Raw genomic sequence first — 22,014 nt, forward strand, 5'->3', positions numbered from 1 at the left:
TAATAGAATGAAACACATTAAAAAGTATCACGCGTTTAGTTTTTTAATTATTGCTCTGGTTTTTTTATCATCATGTAGTTCTAATGATGATTCTGATAAATCGGAAGATAATGAGGTTATTGCAGAAAAATTGGCTATAACTAGTTTTAAAATGTTGTCTAGCAACCATACGTTTTCTGTTATAAAAGCACATACGCAACCGTTAGATTCTTTAGTTGTTTGTCTGTTTCCTTCGGCTGTAGACTATTCTAATATATCGCCCATAATAGAATTTGAAGGTGCTAGTATTGAGTATAGAATAAATAATGAAGCTTTTCATGCTTATAATGTGAGTTTAGAAGAATCTATTGATTTTAGTTATCCAAACACGATAGATTTTAAAGTTGCAAATTCCGATAATTCAGACTCTAAAGTTTATAGAATAATTGTTGATACAGAACGGCCTATTGTATTTAATAATATCGAAATTGAAATACCTGATTCACAGGTAAATGTTAGTTATAGTGGGCTGGGAATTTCTACATGGACAAATGTTGGAAACTATCCTATTAGGCTAGCACTTAGAACCACCGAATATGTAGATGTTGTGACTCCTGAAGCAGGCTTAAATAATGCTTTTAGTACAACGCTTACAGATCAATCGGATTTTGCGCAGCCTAACCAAAGCGGAGATGTGAATGTGTTTGCGGGAGCTACGATGGTTGGAGCATATAGCGCAACAGCTTTGTTTAATCTTTACTTTAATGAAAATTTAGGCTATCTTGTTTATGATGATATCGCTAATGAATATGTTAAAAATATTGGTTATCAGAAAGCAGCGTTAAAGTTGAAAGGGCAAATGATAGAATAATTCTCATACGTTCGCGATTTTAAACTTGTGTTTGTTTTGTAACTTGAAGTAAGCAAATACTCAACTACCTTTAGCTAAGTCCAACATAGTGATTTTTAAAAACTGTGAACGTAGCAGTTGTTCTAATCTATATACAATTAGATGGTTTTCCGGATCCTACTCAGCTAGTAATAAACTTATTTCTTTTTTTAGATTTAGGATTTGAAAAATTATAAAAGACGAGAGTGTTTTTCTTGTTTGCGTTACAACATTATATTTCGCAACAAGCTTTTATTGTTTTCTTGAATTCCGATAAGTTTAAGTATGTCAAACCCCTTTTTTTTGGGGTGTCTGTTTGGGAAATCTCAATGAATTTTTCTTCTTTTTTCTAGGTTTCGGTTGTGTTGCAGTTTATATTAGGATATAATAAATCATCACATATCTTAGTCAAATATAAAAATAAAAGGCTGTCAACTAAAGAAAAAAGAGGCGTAACTTATAAGTGAAGTTATTGGCGGCTGTCTAAGTCCATATTTTCGTTAAGATCATCGATATAGTCTAAAACTTCGTCTTTTCCTATGTCTTTAGATGATGATGTAATAAAATAGTTAGGCATCTCTTCCCAGGTTTCTAATAAAATAGCTTTGTAGGCATCAACGTGATCTTGAATAGCTTTTGGTCTTAGTTTGTCGGCTTTAGTAAAGATGATAGAAAAAGGAATCCCGTTTTCTCCAAGCCATATCATAAAGTCAGAATCTACAGGTTGAGGTGTGTGTCGAATATCAACTAAAACAAACGCTGTAACAAGTTGTTCTCGTTGTCCGAAATAATTAGTGATAAATTTTTGAAACACCTTTTTAGAACTCTTAGAAACACGAGCATAGCCATAACCTGGTAAATCTACTAAGTGCCAGTTTTTATTAATTAAAAAGTGATTAATAAGCTGTGTTTTCCCTGGTCGTCCAGATGTTTTAGCTAAGCTTTTTCGGCTAGTTAGCATATTAATCAACGACGATTTTCCTACGTTACTTCTGCCAATAAAAGCGTACTCCGGCAGTCTGCTTTTTGGGCATTTTTCAACTTCGGAATTGCTCATTACAAATTCGGCCGATTTAATATGCATCTATCTTAATGTGTTTAATGTTGGGAATGTTTTATGCTAGAAAAGTGTCTAGAATTGTCTTTTTTCTAACCAAGCATCCATGATTTTATTGAATTCATCAGGGTGTTCCATCATGGCTGCATGGCCACATTTGTCAATCCAATGTAATTCAGAATCAGGTAAAAGTTCGTTAAATTCTTCGGCAACTTCAGGTGGCGTTACGCTATCATTTTTACCCCAAATAATACAAGTGGGCGTTTTCATGTTAGGTAAATCTTTCGCCATATTATGCCTAATAGCACTTTTGGCAATAGCTAAAGTTTTTATTAGCTTATTACGGTTATTTACGGTTTCGTAAACTTCGTCTACAATTTCTTTGGTGGCAACTGCGGGATCGTAAAAAACATCTTGTGCTTTCTTTTTAATCACCTCGTAATCGCTGCGTTTTGGGTAGCCTCCGCCCATAGCACTTTCGTAAAGGCCAGAGCTTCCGGTTATTATTAAGCCTTTTACAGTGTCGGGGAACATTTTTGTATGGTATAAGCCAATGTGTCCGCCAAGCGAATTTCCTAATAAAATAACCTCATCATAACCTTTAAAAATTATAAATTCGTGTAGGTATTTGGCAAAGCTTTTTACGTTAGTTTTAAGCAGTGACATGCTGTAAATTGGGAGTTCGGGGATCAGGACTTTATATCCTTTTTGGCTAAAAAAATCAGTTACGGCATCAAAATTACTCAATCCGCCCATTAATCCGTGTAGCACAATAATTGGTGTACCCTCTCCGGCTTCAATATAGCTGTAATTACCTTCTTTTTTTAAACTATGCGTCATTAATCAGTATTCATTGCATGAGAAACAAATATAGTTATTTCATTGATATTTCAAAGGTTTTAATTCCTTCTGAAAAAAGAATAATTTTTCTGCGTCAAGAATAGTGTTTTGAATTAAGATTTTTCTTATAAAATTAATTAAAGAATAGTCAAGTTTGCTTACCGTTTTTATTGATCTCGTCGATTGTAGGGTGTATTTCGTCAAAAACTTGTTAACAAAGTGGGGTAAAGTGGTAAAATGTGGTAAAATTTTCAATATATTTGAATCTTAAACGTTTAAACCATAGCGAAATACTATTGGACTTATTAACAGGGACATACGATTGTAAAGTTGATGCCAAAGGCAGACTTATGATGCCTGCTGCGATAAAAAAGCAGCTTGCGTCAGTGCTAGACGATGGTTTTGTTTTGCGAAGATCGGTTTTTCAGAAGTGTTTGGAGTTGTATCCAATGCAAGAATGGCAGGCGTTAATGCAGAAAATGAATAAGCTTAATAAGTTCAAGAAAAAGAACAATGATTTTATTCGAAGATTTACTGCAGGGGCAAAAATTATTGAAATTGATGTTAATGGGCGCTTATTAGTGCCGAAAGATTTAACAGTTTTTGCTAACATTTCGAAAAATATTGTAGTGGCTTCGGCAATCAATATTATTGAAATTTGGGATAAAGATTTATATGAACAAGCCATTGATGATGCGGCAATCGATTTTGCAGATTTAGCCGAAGAAGTTATGGGGCAAGATGATGAAGACTATGGAATATCATAATCCGGTATTATTAAAAGAAACGGTAGATGGTTTAAATATTAAACCTGACGGCGTTTATGTTGATGTTACTTTTGGTGGTGGCGGACACAGTAAGGAGATTTTAAAGCGACTTGGTGAGAATGGAAAATTATTTGCGTTCGATCAAGATTTGGACGCTCTTGAAAATACAATTGACGATACTCGATTTACATTGATAAACGAGAATTTTAGATTTATAAAACGTTTTTTGCGATTTCATGGTGTAAAAAAAGTGGATGGTGTTTTGGCAGATTTTGGCGTATCGTCACATCAATTTGATGTTGCAGAACGTGGTTTTTCTACTCGGTTTGAGGCTGATTTAGATATGCGGATGAATCAAGAAAAGGCATTGTCGGCATTTCATGTTATTAATGAATACGAAGAAGGACAATTGAAAGATGTGTTCTTGCAGTATGGTGAATTGCGTGCGGCGCCTGCTATGGCTAGTTTAATTGTTGCGCATCGTGAAAGTGAATCTATTGTTACAAGTGAACAATTGAAATCTGTTTTGCGAAAATTTTTACCGCCAAGACATGAGAATAAAGTTTTAGCTCAAATATATCAGGCTATTAGAATAGAGGTGAATCAAGAAATTGAAGCTCTAAAAGAGTTTTTATCTCAAACACCTGAGATTTTGAATGAAAACGGAAGGTTAAGTTTTATATCGTATCATTCTTTAGAAGATAGGTTGGTAAAAAGATTTATTAGAAACGGACTGTTTGAGGGAGAGCCAGAACGTGATATGTTTGGCAATTTTGAAGTGCCGCTAAAAAAGGTTGGTGGCTTAATAGTGCCTACTGCTGCAGAGATTAAAATAAACAACAGAGCACGAAGTGCAAAGTTAAGGATTGCTACAAAGGCTTAATTTCAAATAAATAAAACGAGAGTGCTAGATCCAATACCGAATTGAAAAAGGAGGTTTTTGTGTCTTTAATAATAAGAGTGGTTTTTCCGCTTTTTTGAAAACATCATATTTTAGTCATTAAAGGTGAAAAATAATATATACGACATATTAAAAGGAACATTTTTAGTCAGTGACGATTCGTTTAAGAATTGGCGCATGATTTTATTTGTTTCCGCTTTAGCGATAGTTATGATAGCGAGCTCGCATAGTGCAGATAAAAAAGTTTACGAAATATCTAAACTTAATAATGAAGTAAAAGAAATGCGTTCGGCATTTGTGGATGGTCGTTCTAAATTGCAGCGTTTAAAAATGGAATCGACTGTGTTGGCAAAAATGAAAGAAAAAGGTTTGGCGACTTCCACAACGCCAGCAAAAAAGATAAAAGTAAAATCTCAAAACAATTAGAATACCTTGGCTGTAAACGATAAGGGCATATTAAATAGACTATATTTTGTAGCGGGATGCATGTTTGTGTTCGGGCTTGCTGTGCTGTTTAAATTGTTCAGTATTCAGTATTTGCAAGGTGATAAATATAGAGCGCTAGTTGAAAAACGCGATGTTCAAAATATTACTATTCCTGCAAATCGTGGCAACGTGTATTCTGATAATGGTGGTTTGTTGGCAACATCGATCCCGAAGTACAATATTGCTATAGATGCAGTAGTGTCGCCAACTAAAAAGTTCGAAGAATTTGTTGGGCCGTTGTCCGATTCGCTTTCTAAATATTCAGGAAAATCATCATCATATTACGAGAAGTCTATTAGAAAAGCACGTGCGAATAAAAATCAATATTTGCTATTAGCAAAAAACATTAATTATACCGATTATGTGCGTTTTAGAGGGTTTCCGCTTTTAAAATTAGGCGCAATTCCGGGGGGGCTTATTGTAAGTCAGAAAACAAAGCGTGAATTTCCAATGGGTGCTATTGCTCAACGTTCTATTGGTTACGAGCGATTTGATGACGAAGGAAATGTAACGCGTGCCGGAATCGATGGTGCTTTTGGAGTAAAATATTTACGAGGTACCGATGGTAAGCGTTTAAAACAAAAAATAGGAAAAAACAAATGGAAACCACTTACCGATTATAATCAAGTGGAGCCAAAAGATGGTTATGATGTTTATACGACTATTGATGTAAATATTCAAGATATCGCGCATCACTCACTATTGGGGCAGTTAGAGTATTACGAGGCTGAGCATGGTTGTGTGGTAGTTATGGATGTTAAAACTGGCGAAATAAAAGCTATTTCGAATTTAGCAAAAACCAAGAGTGGCGAATATTACGAAAAACGAAATTATGCCGTTTGGGAGTCGCACGAGCCGGGGTCTACTTTTAAAGTTATGGCGCTTATGGCTGCTCTAGAAGATAAGGTGATTGATACGGCAACGGTTGTAGATACTAGAAAAGGATCTAAGCGTTTTTACGGAAGAACAATTTATGATTCTCATCATGGTGGTTTCGGTAAAATTTCGGCAGCAAGAGCTTTAGAGGTGTCTTCAAATATTGGTTTAGCTACAATTATCGATGAGAATTATTCTAAAAATCCTAAGAAATTTATAGATCATATTAAGGATTGGAATCTTGATAAGCCTTTGGGTGTTTCAATTAAAGGTGAGGGGGATCCTGATATTCCAGAGCCAGGTGATAAAAAATGGAGTAGAAATGCTTTGCCATCTATGGCTTATGGTTATAACTTAAGTTTAACGCCGTTGCAAACACTTGCTTTTTATAATGCAATTGCTAATGATGGTGAAATGGTAAAGCCAAGATTTATAAAAGCAGTTAAGGAGTTTGATGAAGAAATTGAGGTTTTTGAGAAGGAAGTAATTAATAAAAAGATTTGTTCTGATAAGACTTTAGGTGAAATTAGAGAGATATTAAAAAACATAGTGGTGAGAGGTACAGCAAGCAAGTTGTATTCTCCAAATTTCTCAATGGCAGGGAAAACGGGAACGGCGCAAACAGAGTATTGGATGGCTGATTGGAAAAATAATAAAAGATATATTTCGTCTTTTGCAGGTTATTTTCCAGCGGAAAACCCAAAATATTCTTGCATTGTCGTGATTCATAAACCAAGTACAAAAAAAGGGTATTACGGGGCCGATGTTACAGGGCCGGTTTTTAAACGTATTGCGCAAAAAATATTTACAGACACGCCTTTAATAGATGAAGTAAATTCTTTAGATGTAAAAGTTGCTTCTGTAGAAGATGAGTATAATAAGTTTTACGAAACTACAAAAACATACAAAACCATTATGCCGAATGTTGTAGGCTTGCCTGCTATGGACGCATTAGCTCTTTTAGAAAATATGGATGTGAAGGTTAAGGTGAAACTTAACGGAAACGGCGTTGTGAAAGAACAATCAATAAATAAGAGTACCAAGTTAAAAAACAATCAAACGGTTACATTAAAAGCATCATGAGTGTATTAAAAGACATATTGTATAAGGTTACTTTAAATGCTGTTGTTGGAAACACGAGCATGGATGTAAACAACATTCATTTCGATTCGCGCAACATTGTTAAAGGTGATGTGTTTGTGGCTATCCGTGGCAGTGTTGTGGATGGACATAATTATATAGATGTGGCTATTAAAAATGGTGCGACTGCAATAGTTTGTGAAGCGACTCCGGAAGATGTTGTTGATGGTATAACTTATGTAGAAGTTGATAATTCTAGTAAAGCTATGGCTATTATGGCATCTAATTTTTATGGTGTGCCATCCGAGAATTTGAAACTTGTTGGTGTTACTGGTACTAACGGAAAAACAACAGTTGCTAGTTTGTTGTTTCAGTTGTTTAAAAATGCTGGGTTTAAAGTCGGGTTACTTTCAACAGTAAAAATAATGGTAGATACTGTGGAGTATAAAGCCACACATACCACGCCAGATTCTTTAACTATTAATAAGTATTTAAAGGAAATGAATGCGGCAGGTGTCGAGTTTTGTTTTATGGAAGTTAGCTCACATGGTATTCATCAATTTAGAACGGAAGGGTTGCATTTTGAAGGCGGGATATTCACCAATTTATCGCACGATCATTTAGATTATCATAACACTTTTGCAGAGTATCGCGATGTTAAAAAACGTTTTTTCGACGGTCTACCATCAACAGCTTTTGCGTTAGTGAATACCGATGATAAAAATGGAGCAATTATGCTTCAGAATACAAAAGCTAAAAAACAGACATACGCCTTAAAAGGCTATGCTGATTATAAAGCACAAATTTTAGAAAACAGATTAAGCGGTTTATTGCTTAAGGTGAATGATAGTGAGGTTTGGACACGGTTAATCGGGAATTTTAATGCTTATAATGTATTAGCTATTTATGCTACAGCGGAATTGTTAGGGCTCGAAAAAGTAGAAATCCTTCGTTTAATTAGTGATTTGGAAAGCGTGAGCGGACGATTTCAGTATTTAATTTCAGATGAAAAAATAACAGCGATTGTTGATTATGCACACACACCTGATGCATTGAAAAATGTATTGGAAACTATAAATAGTATTCGTACTAAAAATGAAGAGCTCATTACCGTTGTTGGTTGTGGTGGAGATCGTGATAAAACAAAGCGTCCAAAAATGGGGCATATCGCTACGGCGTTAAGCACAAAGGTGATTTTTACGAGTGATAATCCGCGAAGTGAAGAGCCACAAGCCATTTTAGACGATATAGAAAAAGGGGTAGAACCTCAAAATTTTAAAAAGGCCCTAACAATTTCAGATAGAAAACAAGCCATTAAAGCGGCTTGCCAAATGGCGCAACCTAACGATATTATTTTAATCGCAGGAAAGGGGCATGAAGATTATCAGGAAATTAAAGGAGAACGTTTTCATTTTGATGATTATGAAACCGTGCAAGAGATATTAAAGCAATTACAGAAGTAATTAAAATAGAGAAAGAATGCTGTATTACTTATTCGAATATTTAGAAAAACAGTTCCAGTTTCCTGGGGCATCACTCTTTGGGTTTTTAACCTTTAGAGCAGCATTGGCTATGATTTTTGCTTTGCTTTTTTCAACAATTTACGGTAAAAAAATAATTAGCTTTTTATCTAGAAAGCAAATGGGAGAAACCATTCGCGATTTAGGTTTAGAGGGTCAAAAGGAAAAAGCCGGTACACCTACAATGGGTGGAATTATTATCATTTTAGCAACGTTGATCCCTGTGTTGTTATTAGCAAAGCTTTCAAATATTTACATCATTTTATTAATAGTAACCACTATTTGGATGGGGATTATTGGTTTTATAGACGATTATTTAAAGAAGTTTAAAAATGATAAAGACGGTTTAAAAGGGCGTTTTAAAATTTTAGGACAAGTTGGCTTAGGGATTATAGTGGGTAGCACATTGTTTTTTCATCAAGATGTTACTATGAAGGAAAAATTGCCAATAGAGCAACAACGAGCATTATTGGTAGAAAATCCGGATATAGCGCCGTCGAAGTTGTTCGCGGCCGAAATGAAATCGACTAAAACAACCATTCCTTTTGTAAAAGGAAACGAAATTGAATATGCAAAGTTAATCACATGGATTAGTCCAGATTTAGAAAAGTACGCTTGGATTATTTTTATTCTAGTTACCATTTTTATAATAGCCGCAGTTTCAAACGGTGCTAATTTAACCGATGGAATCGATGGTCTCGCGGCAGGAACATCGGCTATTATTGTGCTTACATTGGGGATTTTTGCTTGGGTTTCTGGTAATATTATTTTCTCAGAATATCTCAATATTATGTATATCCCACGTGTTGAAGAAATTACAATTTATATCGCTGCCTTTGTAGGTGCGCTAATTGGTTTTCTTTGGTATAATACCTATCCGGCACAGGTTTTTATGGGAGATACAGGTAGTTTAACTATTGGAGGTATTATTGCTGTAATTGCTATTGCGGTGCGTAAAGAATGGTTAATACCGGTGCTTTGCGGAATCTTTTTAGCTGAAAACTTATCGGTAGTAATGCAGGTAAGTTGGTTTAAGTATACAAAGAAGAAATATGGTGAAGGCCGACGCATTTTCAAAATGTCGCCATTGCATCATCATTATCAAAAATCGGGATATCACGAAAGTAAAATTGTAACACGATTCTGGATTGTTGGTATTTTGCTAGCTATTCTTTCAATTGTAACATTAAAAATTAGATAGTAAATGTATGGTTTCCGCGAAAGCGTAGATTATATAAAATGATAAAGAAATGGCAGAACAAAGACTAGTCATATTAGGAGGAGGAGAAAGTGGTGTAGGAACTGCGCTTTTGGCTAAAACTAAAGGCTTCGACGTTTTTGTTTCCGATAAGGGAAAAATAAAAGAAAATTATAAACAAGTTCTTGTACAAAATGATATTGAATGGGAAGATGAGAATCATTCTGAAGAAAAAATTCTGAATGCTAACATCGTCATGAAAAGTCCTGGTATTCCTGATAAAGCGCCTTTGGTAAAACAAATTCGTGAAAAGGGAATTAAGGTGGTTTCGGAAATTGAATTTGCAGCCCAATATACCAATGCAACAATTATTGGTATTACGGGAAGTAATGGTAAAACAACAACGGCAACACTGGCGCATCACATTTTAAAAGAAGAATTGAATGTGGGGTTGGCTGGTAATATTGGCGATAGTTTTGCTAAGCAAGTTCTAGAAGAAGATTTTGATAATTACGTGCTAGAAATTAGTAGTTTTCAGTTGGATGATATTATCGACTTTAAACCTAAAATAGCTGTAATAACAAATATTACTCCAGATCATTTAGATCGATACGATTATAAATTTGAAAATTATATCGCATCTAAATTTCGAATTGCCAAAAACCAGAGTAAGGACGATTATTTAATTTATGATGCCGATGATGAGGTGATTGTAGATTATTTAAAAAAAAATCCGGTTCAATCAACATTATTGCCGTTTTCATTAGTGAAAACAATAGAGAATGGCGCGTATTTAGACAAAGAAAATAACATTAAAATAACAATAGATAACACCCAAATAATTATGCCAACAAACAAAATAGCATTAGAAGGAAAACACAACGTAAAGAACGCTATGGCGGCTTCTACTGTTGCGCATTTACTAAAAATTAGAAAACAAACCATTCGTGAGAGTTTAGAAAACTTTCAGGGTGTAGAACATAGATTAGAGCAAGTTTTAAAAATAAATAAAGTACAGTATATCAACGATTCTAAGGCAACCAATGTAAATGCTACATATTTTGCTTTAGAGAGTATGAGTGCACCAACAGTTTGGATTGTTGGAGGTGTAGATAAGGGTAATAATTACCAAGAGTTGTTTCAGTTTGTAAACGAAAAAGTGAAAGCTATTATTTGTTTAGGTGCAGAAAACGAGACTTTAATGAGCACTTTTGGAAATATGGTGGATGTTATTGTTGAAACTCAGTTTATGAGTGAAGCAGTAAAAATTGCTTATAAATTAGCTGAATCTGGCGATAACGTATTGTTGTCTCCGGCTTGTGCAAGCTTCGATTTATTTGAAAATTATGAAGATAGAGGTCGTCAGTTTAAAAACGCGGTTAGAAATTTATAAAACACTTAATGCTGCATAATAAGCGGAATAATAGAAAAGCGAGATAAGAAAAAAAGTAAATGCAAACGCTATTTAAAAATATAAAGGGAGATCGATTAATTTGGGCCATTGTAGCGCTACTAGCTATATTGTCCTTTCTGCCTGTGTACAGTGCGGCGAGCGATTTGGCATATAGTAAATACGATGGAAATACATTTATTTCGTTCGTAAAACACTTTATGCATTTGGTTTTAGGGTTTGCAATTATGTATGGAGTGCACAAAATTCCGTACCGTTATTTTAAGGGGCTGTCATTAGTGATGCTACCTGTGGTTGGGGTTTTGTTATTAATTACCATGGCTCAAGGCACGGTAATGGGTGGTGCAAGTGCGAGTCGATGGATTAAAATACCGGTTGTAGGTTTGTCTTTCCAGACATCTACTTTGGCCTTTGTGGTTTTAATGGTTTATGTGGCACGATATATGTCGAAAGTAAAAGATGAAGTCATAACATTCAAGGCTTCTATTTTGCCGCTTTGGGCACCTGTATTTATTGTGCTGGCTTTAATTTTACCATCTAACTTTTCTACGGCTGCTATTATGTTTTTAATGGTAATGATTTTGGTGTTTTTAGGAGGTTATCCTGTGCGTTATATGGCTATTATCTTGGGTTCAGGCTTAGTTGCTTTAATACTCTTTATTATGGTAGCTAAATTAACAACAGGACCTTTAAATGTTAAAGTAACAACTTGGGAGAATAGAATTAAGAATTATTCTGATAGTGAAGATACTGATGCCGATTATCAAATAGAAAAAGCGAAAATAGCTATTGCCTCTGGAGGAATTACTGGTGTTGGACCAGGTAAGAGTATTCAGAAACATGCTTTGCCTCAATCGTCTTCCGATTTTATTTTTGCTATAATTATTGAAGAATACGGTTTAATTGGAGGTTTTTCAATCATGATTTTATACATGTGGTTATTGTTTAGAGTGGTAATTGTTTCTCAAAAATCGGATACTATTTTCGGGAAATTATTGGTGTTAGGCGTTGGGTTGCCTATTGTTTTTCAAGCTTTAATAAATATGGCTGTTGCTGTAGAGCTATTTCCTGTAACGGGGCAAACGTTACCATTAGTTAGTAGTGGTGGAACATCTATTTGGATGACCTGTTTAGCTATAGGTATTATACTTAGCGTAAGTGCTAAGCGTGAAGAAATGAAGGAAAAAGAAATAAATGAAGATAATCCGTTAGAGATTCTTTCGGAGGCTATATAAATATTGAATTAAAAAAGAAAAGAAATTTTCCCTTTACGGGGAAAAGTTTAAAAAGGAATGAAACCATATAAAATTATATTATCGGGAGGTGGAACAGGCGGACATATTTATCCGGCTATCGCTATTGCAAACGAATTAAAGTTGCGTTATCCTGATGCTCAATTTTTGTTTGTTGGTGCAAGCGATCGTATGGAAATGGAAAAGGTACCACAAGCCGGTTTTGATATTAAAGGACTATGGATTTCGGGTATTCAGCGTAAGCTAACCTTTAAGAATTTAATGTTTCCGTTTAAGTTAATTAGTAGTTTGTGGAAAGCTAATACAATTGTTAGGCGTTTTAAACCCGATGTGGCTATTGGAACGGGCGGATTTGCAAGCGGACCATTATTGCAAATTGCAAACTCTAAAGGAGTGCCTACTTTAATTCAGGAACAAAATTCGTATCCAGGAATTACAAATAAATTTTTAGCTAAAAAAGCTAAAAAAATATGTGTAGCCTATGATAATTTAGAACGATTTTTTCCTCAAGATAAAATTATAAAAACTGGCAATCCGGTGCGCCAAGGTTTGTTAGATATTGATACCAAAAGAGAAGAGGCGATAAAGCATTTCGATTTAAAACCGGGTAAAGTAACTCTTTTGGTTATTGGTGGTAGTTTAGGTGCGAGACGCATTAATCAATTAATCGAGAAGAAATTAGATTTTCTCGACACACAGAATGTCCAAATTATTTGGCAATGCGGTAAATTATATTACCAACAATATAAAATTTATGGTAATATAAAAAATGTGCAAGTTCATGAGTTTTTAAACAACATGGATTTAGCCTATGCTGCTGCAGATGTGGTGATTTCGAGAGCGGGAGCGAGTTCTGTTTCGGAACTTTGTATTGTTGGAAAACCAGTGATTTTTATTCCATCGCCAAATGTTGCTGAAGATCATCAGACCAAAAACGCTATGGCTGTCGTAGATAAAGATGCGGCCATGATTATTAAAGAGGAAGATTTGGATACCGATTTTCAAAATAAGTTCTCGCAACTTATTGCAGCACCCGATCGTCAAGCAGAATTAGGACGAAACATAAAAGAATTGGCATTAGTAAATGCAACAAAAGATATAGTAAATGAGGTTGAAAAACTTCTAAAGAAATAAATGAATTTAAATAATATACATAACATCTATTTTATTGGTATTGGTGGTATTGGCATGAGTGCTATAGCACGCTATTTTAATGCGAATAATAAGCTTGTGGCGGGTTATGATAAAACTCAAACTGCAATTACTGATACTTTGGTAGAGTTAGGTATGCAAGTCCATTTTGATGATGATGTAAAGCAGATTGATTCGGCTTTTTTAAATTTAGAAAACACATTGGTGGTTTATACACCAGCAGTGCCGAAAAATCATTCGGAATTAAATTATTTTAAATCGAATAATTTCAACGTATTAAAACGTTCTGAAATTTTAGGCTTAATTACAGAAAACACAGTTTGTTTAGCCGTTGCTGGAACTCACGGAAAAACCACAACAACAAGTATTCTTGGGCATTTAATGCATGAGTGCCATGTTGAACTTACTGCTTTTTTAGGAGGTATAAGTGAAAACTATAACTCTAATTTAATTTTAAAAGGAACAGGGGTTTCTGTTGTAGAAGCCGATGAGTTCGATCGTTCGTTTATGACCTTGTCTCCGGATTTCGCAGGGATAACATCTATAGATGCCGATCACTTGGATATTTATGGTGATGCTTCAGAATTAAAAAAGACTTTTGAAGATTTTACAAAACGATTAAAACCCAACGGAAAACTGTTTGTTAAAAACGGATTGCCTTTAAAAGGAATTACATACGGTATTGAGGATAATTCTGATTATGCTGTTCAAAATATAAAAATAATAAATGGCGCGTATGTTTTTGATGTAAAAACACCAACTACAGTGCTAGAAAATTTGGAGTTTAACCTACCAGGAAGACATAATTTGTCTAATGCATTATTGGCTTTGGCGATGGCTGTAGAATATGGTTGCCCGTACCAACAGCTCGCCAAAGCGTTAGCATCTTACAAAGGTGTTAAGCGTAGGTTTACTTATCAAATTAAAACGGATAGTTTGGTGTATATCGATGATTATGCGCATCATCCAGCAGAAATTAATGCTGTGCATCAAGCGGTTCGCGAAATGTATCCAGGTAAAAGCGTGTTGGCTATTTTTCAGCCGCATCTATTCAGCAGGACTAAAGATTTTATTGACGATTTTGCTCAAAGTTTATCTCAGTTCGATGAGTTGATGCTTTTAGATATTTATCCTGCACGAGAATTACCAATGGAAGGTGTAACATCGGAATGGTTGTTGAGTAAGGTTAAAAGTGATAAAAAGCAGTTGGTGAGTAAAGCAAACCTGCTAGCTGAAATTAAAAAAAGTGAAGCTCAAGTTATTTTAACTATAGGAGCTGGAGATATTGGAGAACAAGTAAAACATATTAAAAAAGAGTTGAGTTTTGAAAGTTAATTGGAATTACATAAAAATGGTAGCTTTGTTCTGCTTGGTGGTTTTTCTATTTGCTTTTGCATCGGGAAGAAATAATGCTAGATTGATTACAGAGCCTGCTATAAAATTTACGGGAGAAGATAACTTATTTGTTACTAATGAGACTGTTAGTAAGTTGTTAACACAAAATTACGGTGGTACTCAAAACGTTGTCAAAGAAACTTTAGATTTGAATAAGTTGGAAAATGTACTCAAATCGAACCCCATGATTAAGAGTGCCGAAGTGTATGTTGCAGTAAACGGAACGCTTAACGCGGAAATAAAACAAAAAACACCAATAGCAAGAGTTAGTACAAATGCGTCTTATTATATCGACGATCGAGGCTTTTATATGCCTTTATCTAGTAATTATTCGGCTAGAGTACCGCTTGTTACGGGTTATGTTGAGAAGAATAACTTAGAAAATATCTTTAAAATAGCAACAAAAATTAGAGAAGACGAGTTTTTAAAAATGAACGTTATAGAAATTCATCAAAATGCTAATAATAAGCTGTTTTTAAAATTAAGACAGTGTAAGTTTTTAGTGCAATTGGGTGATTTAAACTTATTAGACAAAAAAATTAATAATTTGAAGGCATTTTATCAAAAAAACATCAAAGAAAAGACGCTAGATAATTATAGCAAAGTAAATTTGCAATTCGATAACCAAGTAGTATGTACCAAAATATAAGCCATGGAGCATAACATATCAGTAGGATTAGATATAGGAACCACAAAAATTGTGGCTATGATTGGTCGTAAAAATGAATACGGCAAACTTGAAATTTTAGGCATAGGTAAGTCTAAAAGTTTAGGCGTGCACCGTGGTGTAGTAAATAATATTACACAAACCATTCAATCTATTCAGCAAGCAGTTCAAGAAGCAGAAGCGGCTGCCGAATTAAAAATTGACGGTGTAACGGTTGGTATTGCAGGACAGCATATCCGTAGCCTACAACATAGTGATTATATAACCAGACCACACTCAGATCGTGTTATTGACGATGAGGATATAGATCGTTTAATAAACCAAGTGCATAAGTTAGTTATGTTACCTGGTGAAGAAATTATCCATGTCTTGCCTCAAGAATATAAGGTAGATGGTCAGGCCGAAATAAAAGAGCCTATCGGGATGTACGGTGGTCGTTTGGAAGCTAATTTCCATGTAGTTGTTGGGCAGGTATCATCTATTCGTAATGTTGGTCGTTGTATACAAAGTGCCGATTTAAATTTAGAAGGTATCACTTTAGAACCTTTAGCTTCAGCTAATGCCGTTTTAAGTCAAGAAGAAAAAGAAGCTGGTGTTGCTTTAATTGATATAGGTGGTGGTACAACCGATTTAGCTATTTTTAGAGATGGTATTATTCGCCATACCGCAGTTATTCCTTTTGGAGGAAATGTTATTACTGAAGATATAAAAGAAGGTTGTTCAATTATTGAAAAACAAGCCGAATTATTAAAAATAAAGTTTGGTTCAGCATGGCCAGGCGAGAATAAGGATAACGAAATTGTATCTATTCCTGGTTTACGCGGTCGTGAACCAAAGGAAATTACATTAAAAAATCTCTCAAAAATTATTCACGCTCGTGTTGTCGAAATTATAGAGCAGGTTTATGTCGAAATTAAAAATTACGGTCACGAAGAGCAAAAGAAAAATCTAATTGCAGGTATTGTGTTAACAGGAGGAGGAAGCCAGTTAAAACACTTAAAGCAGTTGGTAGAGTATATTACAGGTATGGATACACGTATAGGGTATCCTAACGAGCATTTAGCAGGCGATAGTAATGAAGATGTTACTAGTCCGCTTTTTGCAACAGCAGTAGGCTTGGTTTTAGATGGCTTAAAGCGTCAAGAACGTAAAAAAATAGAACAGCAGGTAGAAGAAGAAGCTGTCGTTGAAGAGGAAGAAGTAGAACATCCTACCGAAGACGTAGAAGAAGAAATTAAAACAGAACCGGTTAGAGAAAGACGTTCTTTTCTTGATAAATTAACCGATCGCGTTAAAGATTTTCTAGATAACGCAGAGTAAAAGTATAGATTAAGAAATCCATTGAATAAAAAATATTTAGTACAAAACCCCAGTAAAACAGAGTTTATGAGCAGCAACAAAGAATTCGAAAACATCGCATTTGATTTACCTAAAAATCAATCAAATGTTATTAAAGTTATTGGCGTTGGTGGTGGCGGTAGTAACGCTATCAATCACATGTTCCAACAAGGTATAAAAGGTGTCGATTTTTACGTATGTAATACCGATGCACAAGCCTTGCAAAACAGTGGTGTGCCAAACAAAATACAATTAGGTCTAAACTTAACCGAAGGTCTTGGTGCAGGAGCAAATCCTGATATCGGAGAGCAATCGGCAGTAGAAAGTTTTGAAGACATCTCTCAAATGTTAGATTCTAATACTAAAATGGTATTCATTACAGCCGGAATGGGTGGTGGTACAGGTACTGGTGCAGCACCAATTATTGCTAAAATGGCTAAAGATATGGATATTTTAACTGTTGGTATAGTTACAATGCCATTTCAGTTTGAAGGAAAAATGCGTATCGAACAATCTCAAAAAGGTATTGAGAAATTGCGTGGTATGGTCGATTCATTAATTGTAATTAACAACAATAAACTTCGTGAAGTTTACGGAAATCTTGGCTTTAAAGCAGGGTTCTCGAAAGCAGATGAAGTGTTATCTACCGCTGCTCGTGGTATAGCCGAAGTTATTACACACCACTATACACAAAACATCGATTTACGTGATGCTAAAACCGTATTAAGTAATAGTGGAACAGCTATTATGGGGTCTGCATTAGCGTCGGGTCAAAACCGTGCGCAAGATGCTATCCGCAAGGCTTTAGATTCACCATTATTAAACGATAATAAAATTACAGGAGCTAAAAATGTACTGCTTTTAATTGTTTCTGGTGTACAAGAAATTACTATTGATGAAATAGGTGAGATTAACGATCATATCCAAAATGAAGCTGGCCATGGTGCTAACATCATTATGGGGGTTGGTGAAGATGAATCTTTAGACGAATCTATTGCTGTAACTATTATAGCAACGGGTTTTAATATTGAACAACAAGACGAAATTTCTAATACTGAAACTAAAAAAGTAATTCATTCTTTAAGTGAAGAGAAAGAAGTAGAAGCTAAAGCGGTTAAAGAAGAAGTTGCGCCTGAAGTGATTGCTCCACCAGTTGTAGTAGAGAAAAAAGAAGAGCCTAAAGTTGTAAAACATACGTTGGATTTAGATGAAGAGGAGGAATTCACTTTTTTGGAAAAAAGCGTGATAAGAAAGGATAAATTATCATCGCCGCCACAAAATATTAATTTAATTCCTACCTCAGAAATTTTAAAAAACATGAATGTTGTTTATGATGAAGTTCGTGTTAATGTTGAAGATGAAGACGATTTCATTATAAATTCTGTTAACAATCAAGATGAAGACTACAACGAGATTGAAGTATTAGCAGACGAATTTGAAGAAGAAAAACAAATTACTTTAACCTTCGATTTACCAATTAGTAACGAGACTAAAAAGGAACCGAAAAAGGAAGAAGTTGTAGAGAAAAAAGTAACGTTTAGTTTAGACGATGATGATATTAAAGACATCGCTGTTAACGATCACGTAGAAGTATCTGCTGCAAAGCCAAATGAAAATGGTGATATTAGATATACGTTAGATGATTTTTCTGAGGTAGAATCTTCATCTAACAAAAAACAAACTTCAAGTCAGGAGATTGTAGAAGAAATAGAAGAAGATATCGTTTTCGAAAGAAAAGTGGTTCAAAAAGAAGAAGTTGTTAAGCATAGCCTTCCCGACGAAGAAGAGGATATTGACCCGATGAATACGCCAATTTCAGAATTACTGAAAGAACGTGCGGCTGAACGTCGTCGTAAAATGAAGGACTTCAACTATAAATTCAATAATGCAAAAATTGACGACATAGAAAAAGTGCCTGCTTACAAACGTCAAGGTGTAAATTTAGAAGATTCTAAACATTCATCTGATAACGATTTTTCAAGAACAAGTATTGGTTTAGATGATAATGATGATTTACAAGTAAGAAGAAATAACTCGTTTCTTCACGATAATGTAGATTAGTGCATATCACTAAACTTAACTAAATTATAAGCCCGGAAAGTTAACCATACTTTTCGGGTTTTTTATTGTGCTTATTATAGGGTTTACTATTAAAACTAATCGGGATTCGGGTATTTTAATACTAAGTTTTTTTTATCTTCGCATATTAAATAAATTGAAAAAATGGCTCTACAACAAGACATAATGACGGCGCTTAAAACCGCAATGAAATCAAAAGATCAAACTGCTCTTACAGCTTTACGCGCTGTTAAATCGGCTATTTTATTAGCTCAGACAGAAAGTGGTGCAAAAGAAGAGTTAACGGAAGATCAAGAGCTTAAAATACTTCAGAAGCAAGTAAAACAGCGTCGTGATAGTGCTGCTATTTATTTAGAACAAGGTAGAGAAGATTTAGCTGCTCCAGAATTAGCAGAAGCAGAGGTTATTTCTCAGTTTTTACCAGAAGCATTATCTGATGAGGAAATTGAAAAAGTAGTTGTTGCAACTATTGAAAAAGTAGGAGCGCAAGGTATGAAAGATATGGGTAAGGTTATGGGTATGGTAAGTAGTGAACTTGCTGGGAAAGCAGATGGTAAAACCATTTCTAATATAGTAAAAGCAAAATTGTCTTAAAAAAAATATAAAAATTTTTTCGCTTGCGCGGAAATAAGGCTGCGTAGTTCAACTGGATAGAATATCAGATTTCGGCTCTGAGGGTTGGGGGTTCGAATCCCTTCGCGGTCACAGCCTTTAAAAGCTCTTTAAACATTTAGTTTAAAGAGCTTTTTTTTTGTGGATGAAGTTTCTTCTTTATTAATTTTTTGTTTTTTAGGAATGAAAAAAGTGAATTTATATACTTTTAAATAAACGGTTATTATCGATAATAAGCGCATTGAAGAAAGGAATTCAAAATGTATGTGCAAACAACTATCGTAAGTGTTTTTAGATTATTTAAAAATGCTATATTACACAGCCCTTACTATCTAATTTTAACCTTTAGCTTTCAAATGATCTTTTTAACTCAAAATGATAAGTACTACATCGGGACTATAGTTGTTACTATTCTGGTTGGTGTCGTGATTTTTATGGTTTTCGTGTTTATAAAACGTGTTGTTATGTCCATCGTTGATGGTTTGGAGATGATGTATACGTTCTTTACTAAGCGTCCTGCCTTTATTCATTTATATGTTTTTATAAAAAAAATGAAACCTGAGCAAATTCGAATTTTAGAAGAACAATTCACTTTTTATAAAAGGCTCGATGAAAAAAACAAGTTGTATTTCAGGCATCGTGTAGCATCATTTATAGATAAAAAGCAATTCATTGGAAAAGAAGGTTTTTTAATTTCCGAACAAGTGCAGGTTTTAGTTTCAGCTACAGCTGTGATGTTAACCTTTGGTTTTAGAGATTTTATGATTGAGGCTGTTGAACATATAATTATCTACCCAACCCAATATTATTCTCAATTAAATAAGCAGTATCACAAAGGGGAGTTTAATACAAGGCTTAAAACATTAGTTTTATCATGGGATAGTTTTATTGATGGTTACCGTATTGAAGATGATAAATTAAATTTAGGAATTCACGAATTTGCTCACGCCATTCACTTTAATAGTATTTATCAAGAGGATATCAATTCTATTATATTTATTGATACTTTTAATGAGTTAAGAAGCTTGATAGCTGAGGATGAATTTTTAAAAAATAGATTAATAACTTCAGAATATCTAAGAGACTACGCTTTTACAAACGATTTTGAGCTGCTTGCCGTTATTTTAGAAACCTTTATTGAAACGCCTCTGGCATTTAGAAAGCAATTTCCGGTAGTTTATTATAAGGTTCGGCAAATGCTGAATTTTAATTTTCCCAGCTACTAATATTCGCTTATAATATTTAATTTAAAAAAGATATTTGTACGCCGGTATTAGGTAGAATAAGGATGAATGGTTGTATTGATAAAGCATTTATTTTTCCCTTCGGAATAACTCCTTTACCATAAGTGATAAATGTCATAAAATAAACACATGTTGTTCTGTAAATTTACTCTAGTAATTAAAACAGAAAGCCATGAGAGAGCACATTCCAGTTTCTTCTATAATGACCAAAACAATTATAGGTTTAACCCGTTCAGACGATTTAAAACGAGCAGAAATGCTATTTAATAGACATAGAATTAAACACATTCCCGTAGTTGCAGGAGAATGCATTATAGGTATGCTTAGTTATACCGATTTAATGCGTATTAGCATCCCTGAAGTTGCAGGAAATGATAATGTTGGTTTAGATTCTGTTGTGCTTAATAGTTTTACAATAGAACAGGTTATGGTAAAAAATGTAGTAACGGTAGCTCCGGAAACTAGCATTAAAGATGTTGCTTTAATTTTAGCAAATAGAGAATTTCATGCGCTACCAGTAGTCGACAAAGGTGACTTAGTGGGCATTGTTACCACAACCGATTTATTAAACTATTTTATTAGAGAATTTTAAGAATTAGCTAAGGCCTTTAATTGCTTAATGGTTTCTACTTGGTTATCACTTTTAAAAACGTGACTTCCAGCTACAAATACATCAGCGCCAGCTTCAACTAATTTTTGAATATTTTTATCGGTAACACCACCATCAATTTCAATTCGGGTATTTAAACCTTGTTCAGTAATCATTTTACGAAGTTTTTTTACCCGATTGTATGTCATGTCTTCAAACTTTTGCCCTCCAAAACCAGGGTTTATAGACATTAGTAAAACCATATAGCATTTTGGTAAAATATCTTCTAGCACAGAAATAGGTGTTGTTAAGTTTAAAACAACACCAGCCTTACAGCCTGCGTCTTCAATTTGAGTAAGCGTACGGTGTAAGTGCACTGTAGATTCGTGGTGTACTGTAATTATATCTGCACCAACTTTAGCAAATTCTTCAATATAACGTTCCGGCTTTTCAATCATTAAATGTACATCTAAAGGCTTTGTAGCATGCTTTTTAATAGCTGCAATTACTGGCATTCCGTATGAAATGTTTGGTACAAAATGACCATCCATAACATCAATGTGAAACCAATCGGCATCACTGTTATTAACCATTTCTGTATCGCGTTGTAAGTTACCGAAATCGGCAGCAAGCATTGAAGGAGCAATTAATTTAGAAGACATTCGTGTTCGTTTTGTGTTA

20 protein-coding genes and 1 tRNA gene are annotated in these 22,014 nt (G+C 34.5%); 18 read left to right on the top strand and 3 right to left on the bottom strand.

Translation table 11 applies throughout. The features are described 5' to 3' along the window. Positions 1-7 precede the first annotated feature (7 nt). Positions 8-850, top strand: coding sequence for a hypothetical protein (locus DFQ06_RS17095; protein ID WP_042497081.1), 843 nt, complete (start codon positions 8-10; stop codon positions 848-850). A gap of 487 nt (positions 851-1,337) precedes the next feature. Here the strand turns inward: DFQ06_RS17095 and yihA are convergent, their stop codons facing one another. Beyond that, positions 1,338-1,952 carry a ribosome biogenesis GTP-binding protein YihA/YsxC gene (gene yihA / locus DFQ06_RS17100; protein WP_133969076.1) on the bottom strand — a complete coding sequence of 205 codons (615 nt, stop codon included), beginning with the start codon at positions 1,950-1,952 and terminating at the stop codon, positions 1,338-1,340. A gap of 48 nt (positions 1,953-2,000) precedes the next feature. Beyond that, positions 2,001-2,765 carry an alpha/beta fold hydrolase gene (locus DFQ06_RS17105; RefSeq protein WP_074938895.1) on the bottom strand — a complete coding sequence of 255 codons (765 nt, stop codon included), beginning with the start codon at positions 2,763-2,765 and terminating at the stop codon, positions 2,001-2,003. Between the two features lie 296 nt (positions 2,766-3,061). Here DFQ06_RS17105 and mraZ point away from each other — a divergent pair, with 296 nt between their 5' ends. From mraZ to DFQ06_RS17190, 17 genes are all read left to right on the top strand, one after another. Next, positions 3,062-3,532, top strand: coding sequence for a division/cell wall cluster transcriptional repressor MraZ (gene mraZ, locus DFQ06_RS17110; RefSeq protein WP_133969109.1), 471 nt, complete (start codon positions 3,062-3,064; stop codon positions 3,530-3,532). Next, positions 3,519-4,415, top strand: coding sequence for a 16S rRNA (cytosine(1402)-N(4))-methyltransferase RsmH (gene rsmH / locus DFQ06_RS17115; protein ID WP_074938925.1), 897 nt, complete (start codon positions 3,519-3,521; stop codon positions 4,413-4,415). The genes mraZ and rsmH overlap by 14 nt, the downstream gene beginning before the upstream one ends. Before the next feature lie 123 nt (positions 4,416-4,538). Then, positions 4,539-4,859, top strand: a complete 321-nt coding sequence (locus tag DFQ06_RS17120) for an FtsL-like putative cell division protein (protein WP_042497085.1) — start codon at positions 4,539-4,541, stop codon at positions 4,857-4,859. 60 nt (positions 4,860-4,919) lie between these two features. Next, on the top strand, positions 4,920-6,878 hold the full coding sequence (locus tag DFQ06_RS17125) for a penicillin-binding protein (RefSeq protein ID WP_133969111.1): 1,959 nt from the start codon (positions 4,920-4,922) through the stop codon (positions 6,876-6,878). Next, complete coding sequence (locus tag DFQ06_RS17130) at positions 6,875-8,338, top strand: UDP-N-acetylmuramoyl-L-alanyl-D-glutamate--2,6-diaminopimelate ligase (RefSeq protein WP_133969078.1); 1,464 nt, start codon at positions 6,875-6,877, stop codon at positions 8,336-8,338. Before DFQ06_RS17125 ends, DFQ06_RS17130 begins: the two co-directional genes overlap by 4 nt. Before the next feature lie 16 nt (positions 8,339-8,354). Continuing rightward, positions 8,355-9,596: a phospho-N-acetylmuramoyl-pentapeptide-transferase gene (mraY, locus tag DFQ06_RS17135; protein ID WP_042504241.1), complete on the top strand. Its 1,242-nt coding sequence runs from the start codon at positions 8,355-8,357 to the stop codon at positions 9,594-9,596. A 49-nt stretch (positions 9,597-9,645) separates the two neighbouring features. Then, positions 9,646-10,986, top strand: a complete 1,341-nt coding sequence (gene murD / locus DFQ06_RS17140; RefSeq protein WP_074938903.1) for a UDP-N-acetylmuramoyl-L-alanine--D-glutamate ligase — start codon at positions 9,646-9,648, stop codon at positions 10,984-10,986. A 59-nt stretch (positions 10,987-11,045) separates the two neighbouring features. Beyond that, positions 11,046-12,239 carry an FtsW/RodA/SpoVE family cell cycle protein gene (locus tag DFQ06_RS17145; protein WP_042504236.1) on the top strand — a complete coding sequence of 398 codons (1,194 nt, stop codon included), beginning with the start codon at positions 11,046-11,048 and terminating at the stop codon, positions 12,237-12,239. 57 nt (positions 12,240-12,296) lie between these two features. Continuing rightward, entirely contained in the window at positions 12,297-13,391 is a 1,095-nt protein-coding gene (gene murG, locus DFQ06_RS17150; RefSeq protein WP_133969080.1) for an undecaprenyldiphospho-muramoylpentapeptide beta-N-acetylglucosaminyltransferase, read from the top strand. Continuing rightward, entirely contained in the window at positions 13,392-14,744 is a 1,353-nt protein-coding gene (gene murC / locus DFQ06_RS17155) for a UDP-N-acetylmuramate--L-alanine ligase (RefSeq protein WP_133969082.1), read from the top strand. Then, complete coding sequence (locus DFQ06_RS17160) at positions 14,734-15,453, top strand: cell division protein FtsQ/DivIB (protein ID WP_133969084.1); 720 nt, start codon at positions 14,734-14,736, stop codon at positions 15,451-15,453. Before murC ends, DFQ06_RS17160 begins: the two co-directional genes overlap by 11 nt. 3 nt (positions 15,454-15,456) lie before the next feature. Beyond that, a complete protein-coding gene (gene ftsA / locus DFQ06_RS17165) occupies positions 15,457-16,791 on the top strand; it encodes a cell division protein FtsA (RefSeq protein WP_133969086.1) in 1,335 nt (444 codons plus the stop codon). Between the two features lie 66 nt (positions 16,792-16,857). Further along, a complete protein-coding gene (gene ftsZ, locus DFQ06_RS17170) occupies positions 16,858-18,870 on the top strand; it encodes a cell division protein FtsZ (RefSeq protein WP_074938914.1) in 2,013 nt (670 codons plus the stop codon). A 162-nt stretch (positions 18,871-19,032) separates the two neighbouring features. Beyond that, complete coding sequence (locus DFQ06_RS17175; protein ID WP_042497092.1) at positions 19,033-19,482, top strand: GatB/YqeY domain-containing protein; 450 nt, start codon at positions 19,033-19,035, stop codon at positions 19,480-19,482. Between the two features lie 37 nt (positions 19,483-19,519). Continuing rightward, positions 19,520-19,593 (top strand) — tRNA-Arg (locus DFQ06_RS17180). A 263-nt stretch (positions 19,594-19,856) separates the two neighbouring features. Beyond that, entirely contained in the window at positions 19,857-20,726 is an 870-nt protein-coding gene (locus DFQ06_RS17185) for a zinc-dependent peptidase (RefSeq protein WP_074940659.1), read from the top strand. 190 nt (positions 20,727-20,916) lie between these two features. Further along, the gene (locus DFQ06_RS17190) at positions 20,917-21,336 is read left to right on the top strand and encodes a CBS domain-containing protein (RefSeq protein ID WP_042497101.1); all 420 of its coding nucleotides are present in this window, start codon (positions 20,917-20,919) and stop codon (positions 21,334-21,336) included. On the opposite strand, the gene rpe is transcribed toward DFQ06_RS17190, so the two are convergent. Next, positions 21,333-21,995, bottom strand: coding sequence for a ribulose-phosphate 3-epimerase (rpe, locus tag DFQ06_RS17195; protein ID WP_133969087.1), 663 nt, complete (start codon positions 21,993-21,995; stop codon positions 21,333-21,335). The genes DFQ06_RS17190 and rpe overlap by 4 nt on opposite strands. Between the last annotated feature and the right edge of the window lie 19 nt (positions 21,996-22,014).

Origin of the sequence: Algibacter lectus, assembly GCF_004368925.1 — a bacterium.
GTDB lineage: Bacteria > Bacteroidota > Bacteroidia > Flavobacteriales > Flavobacteriaceae > Algibacter > Algibacter lectus.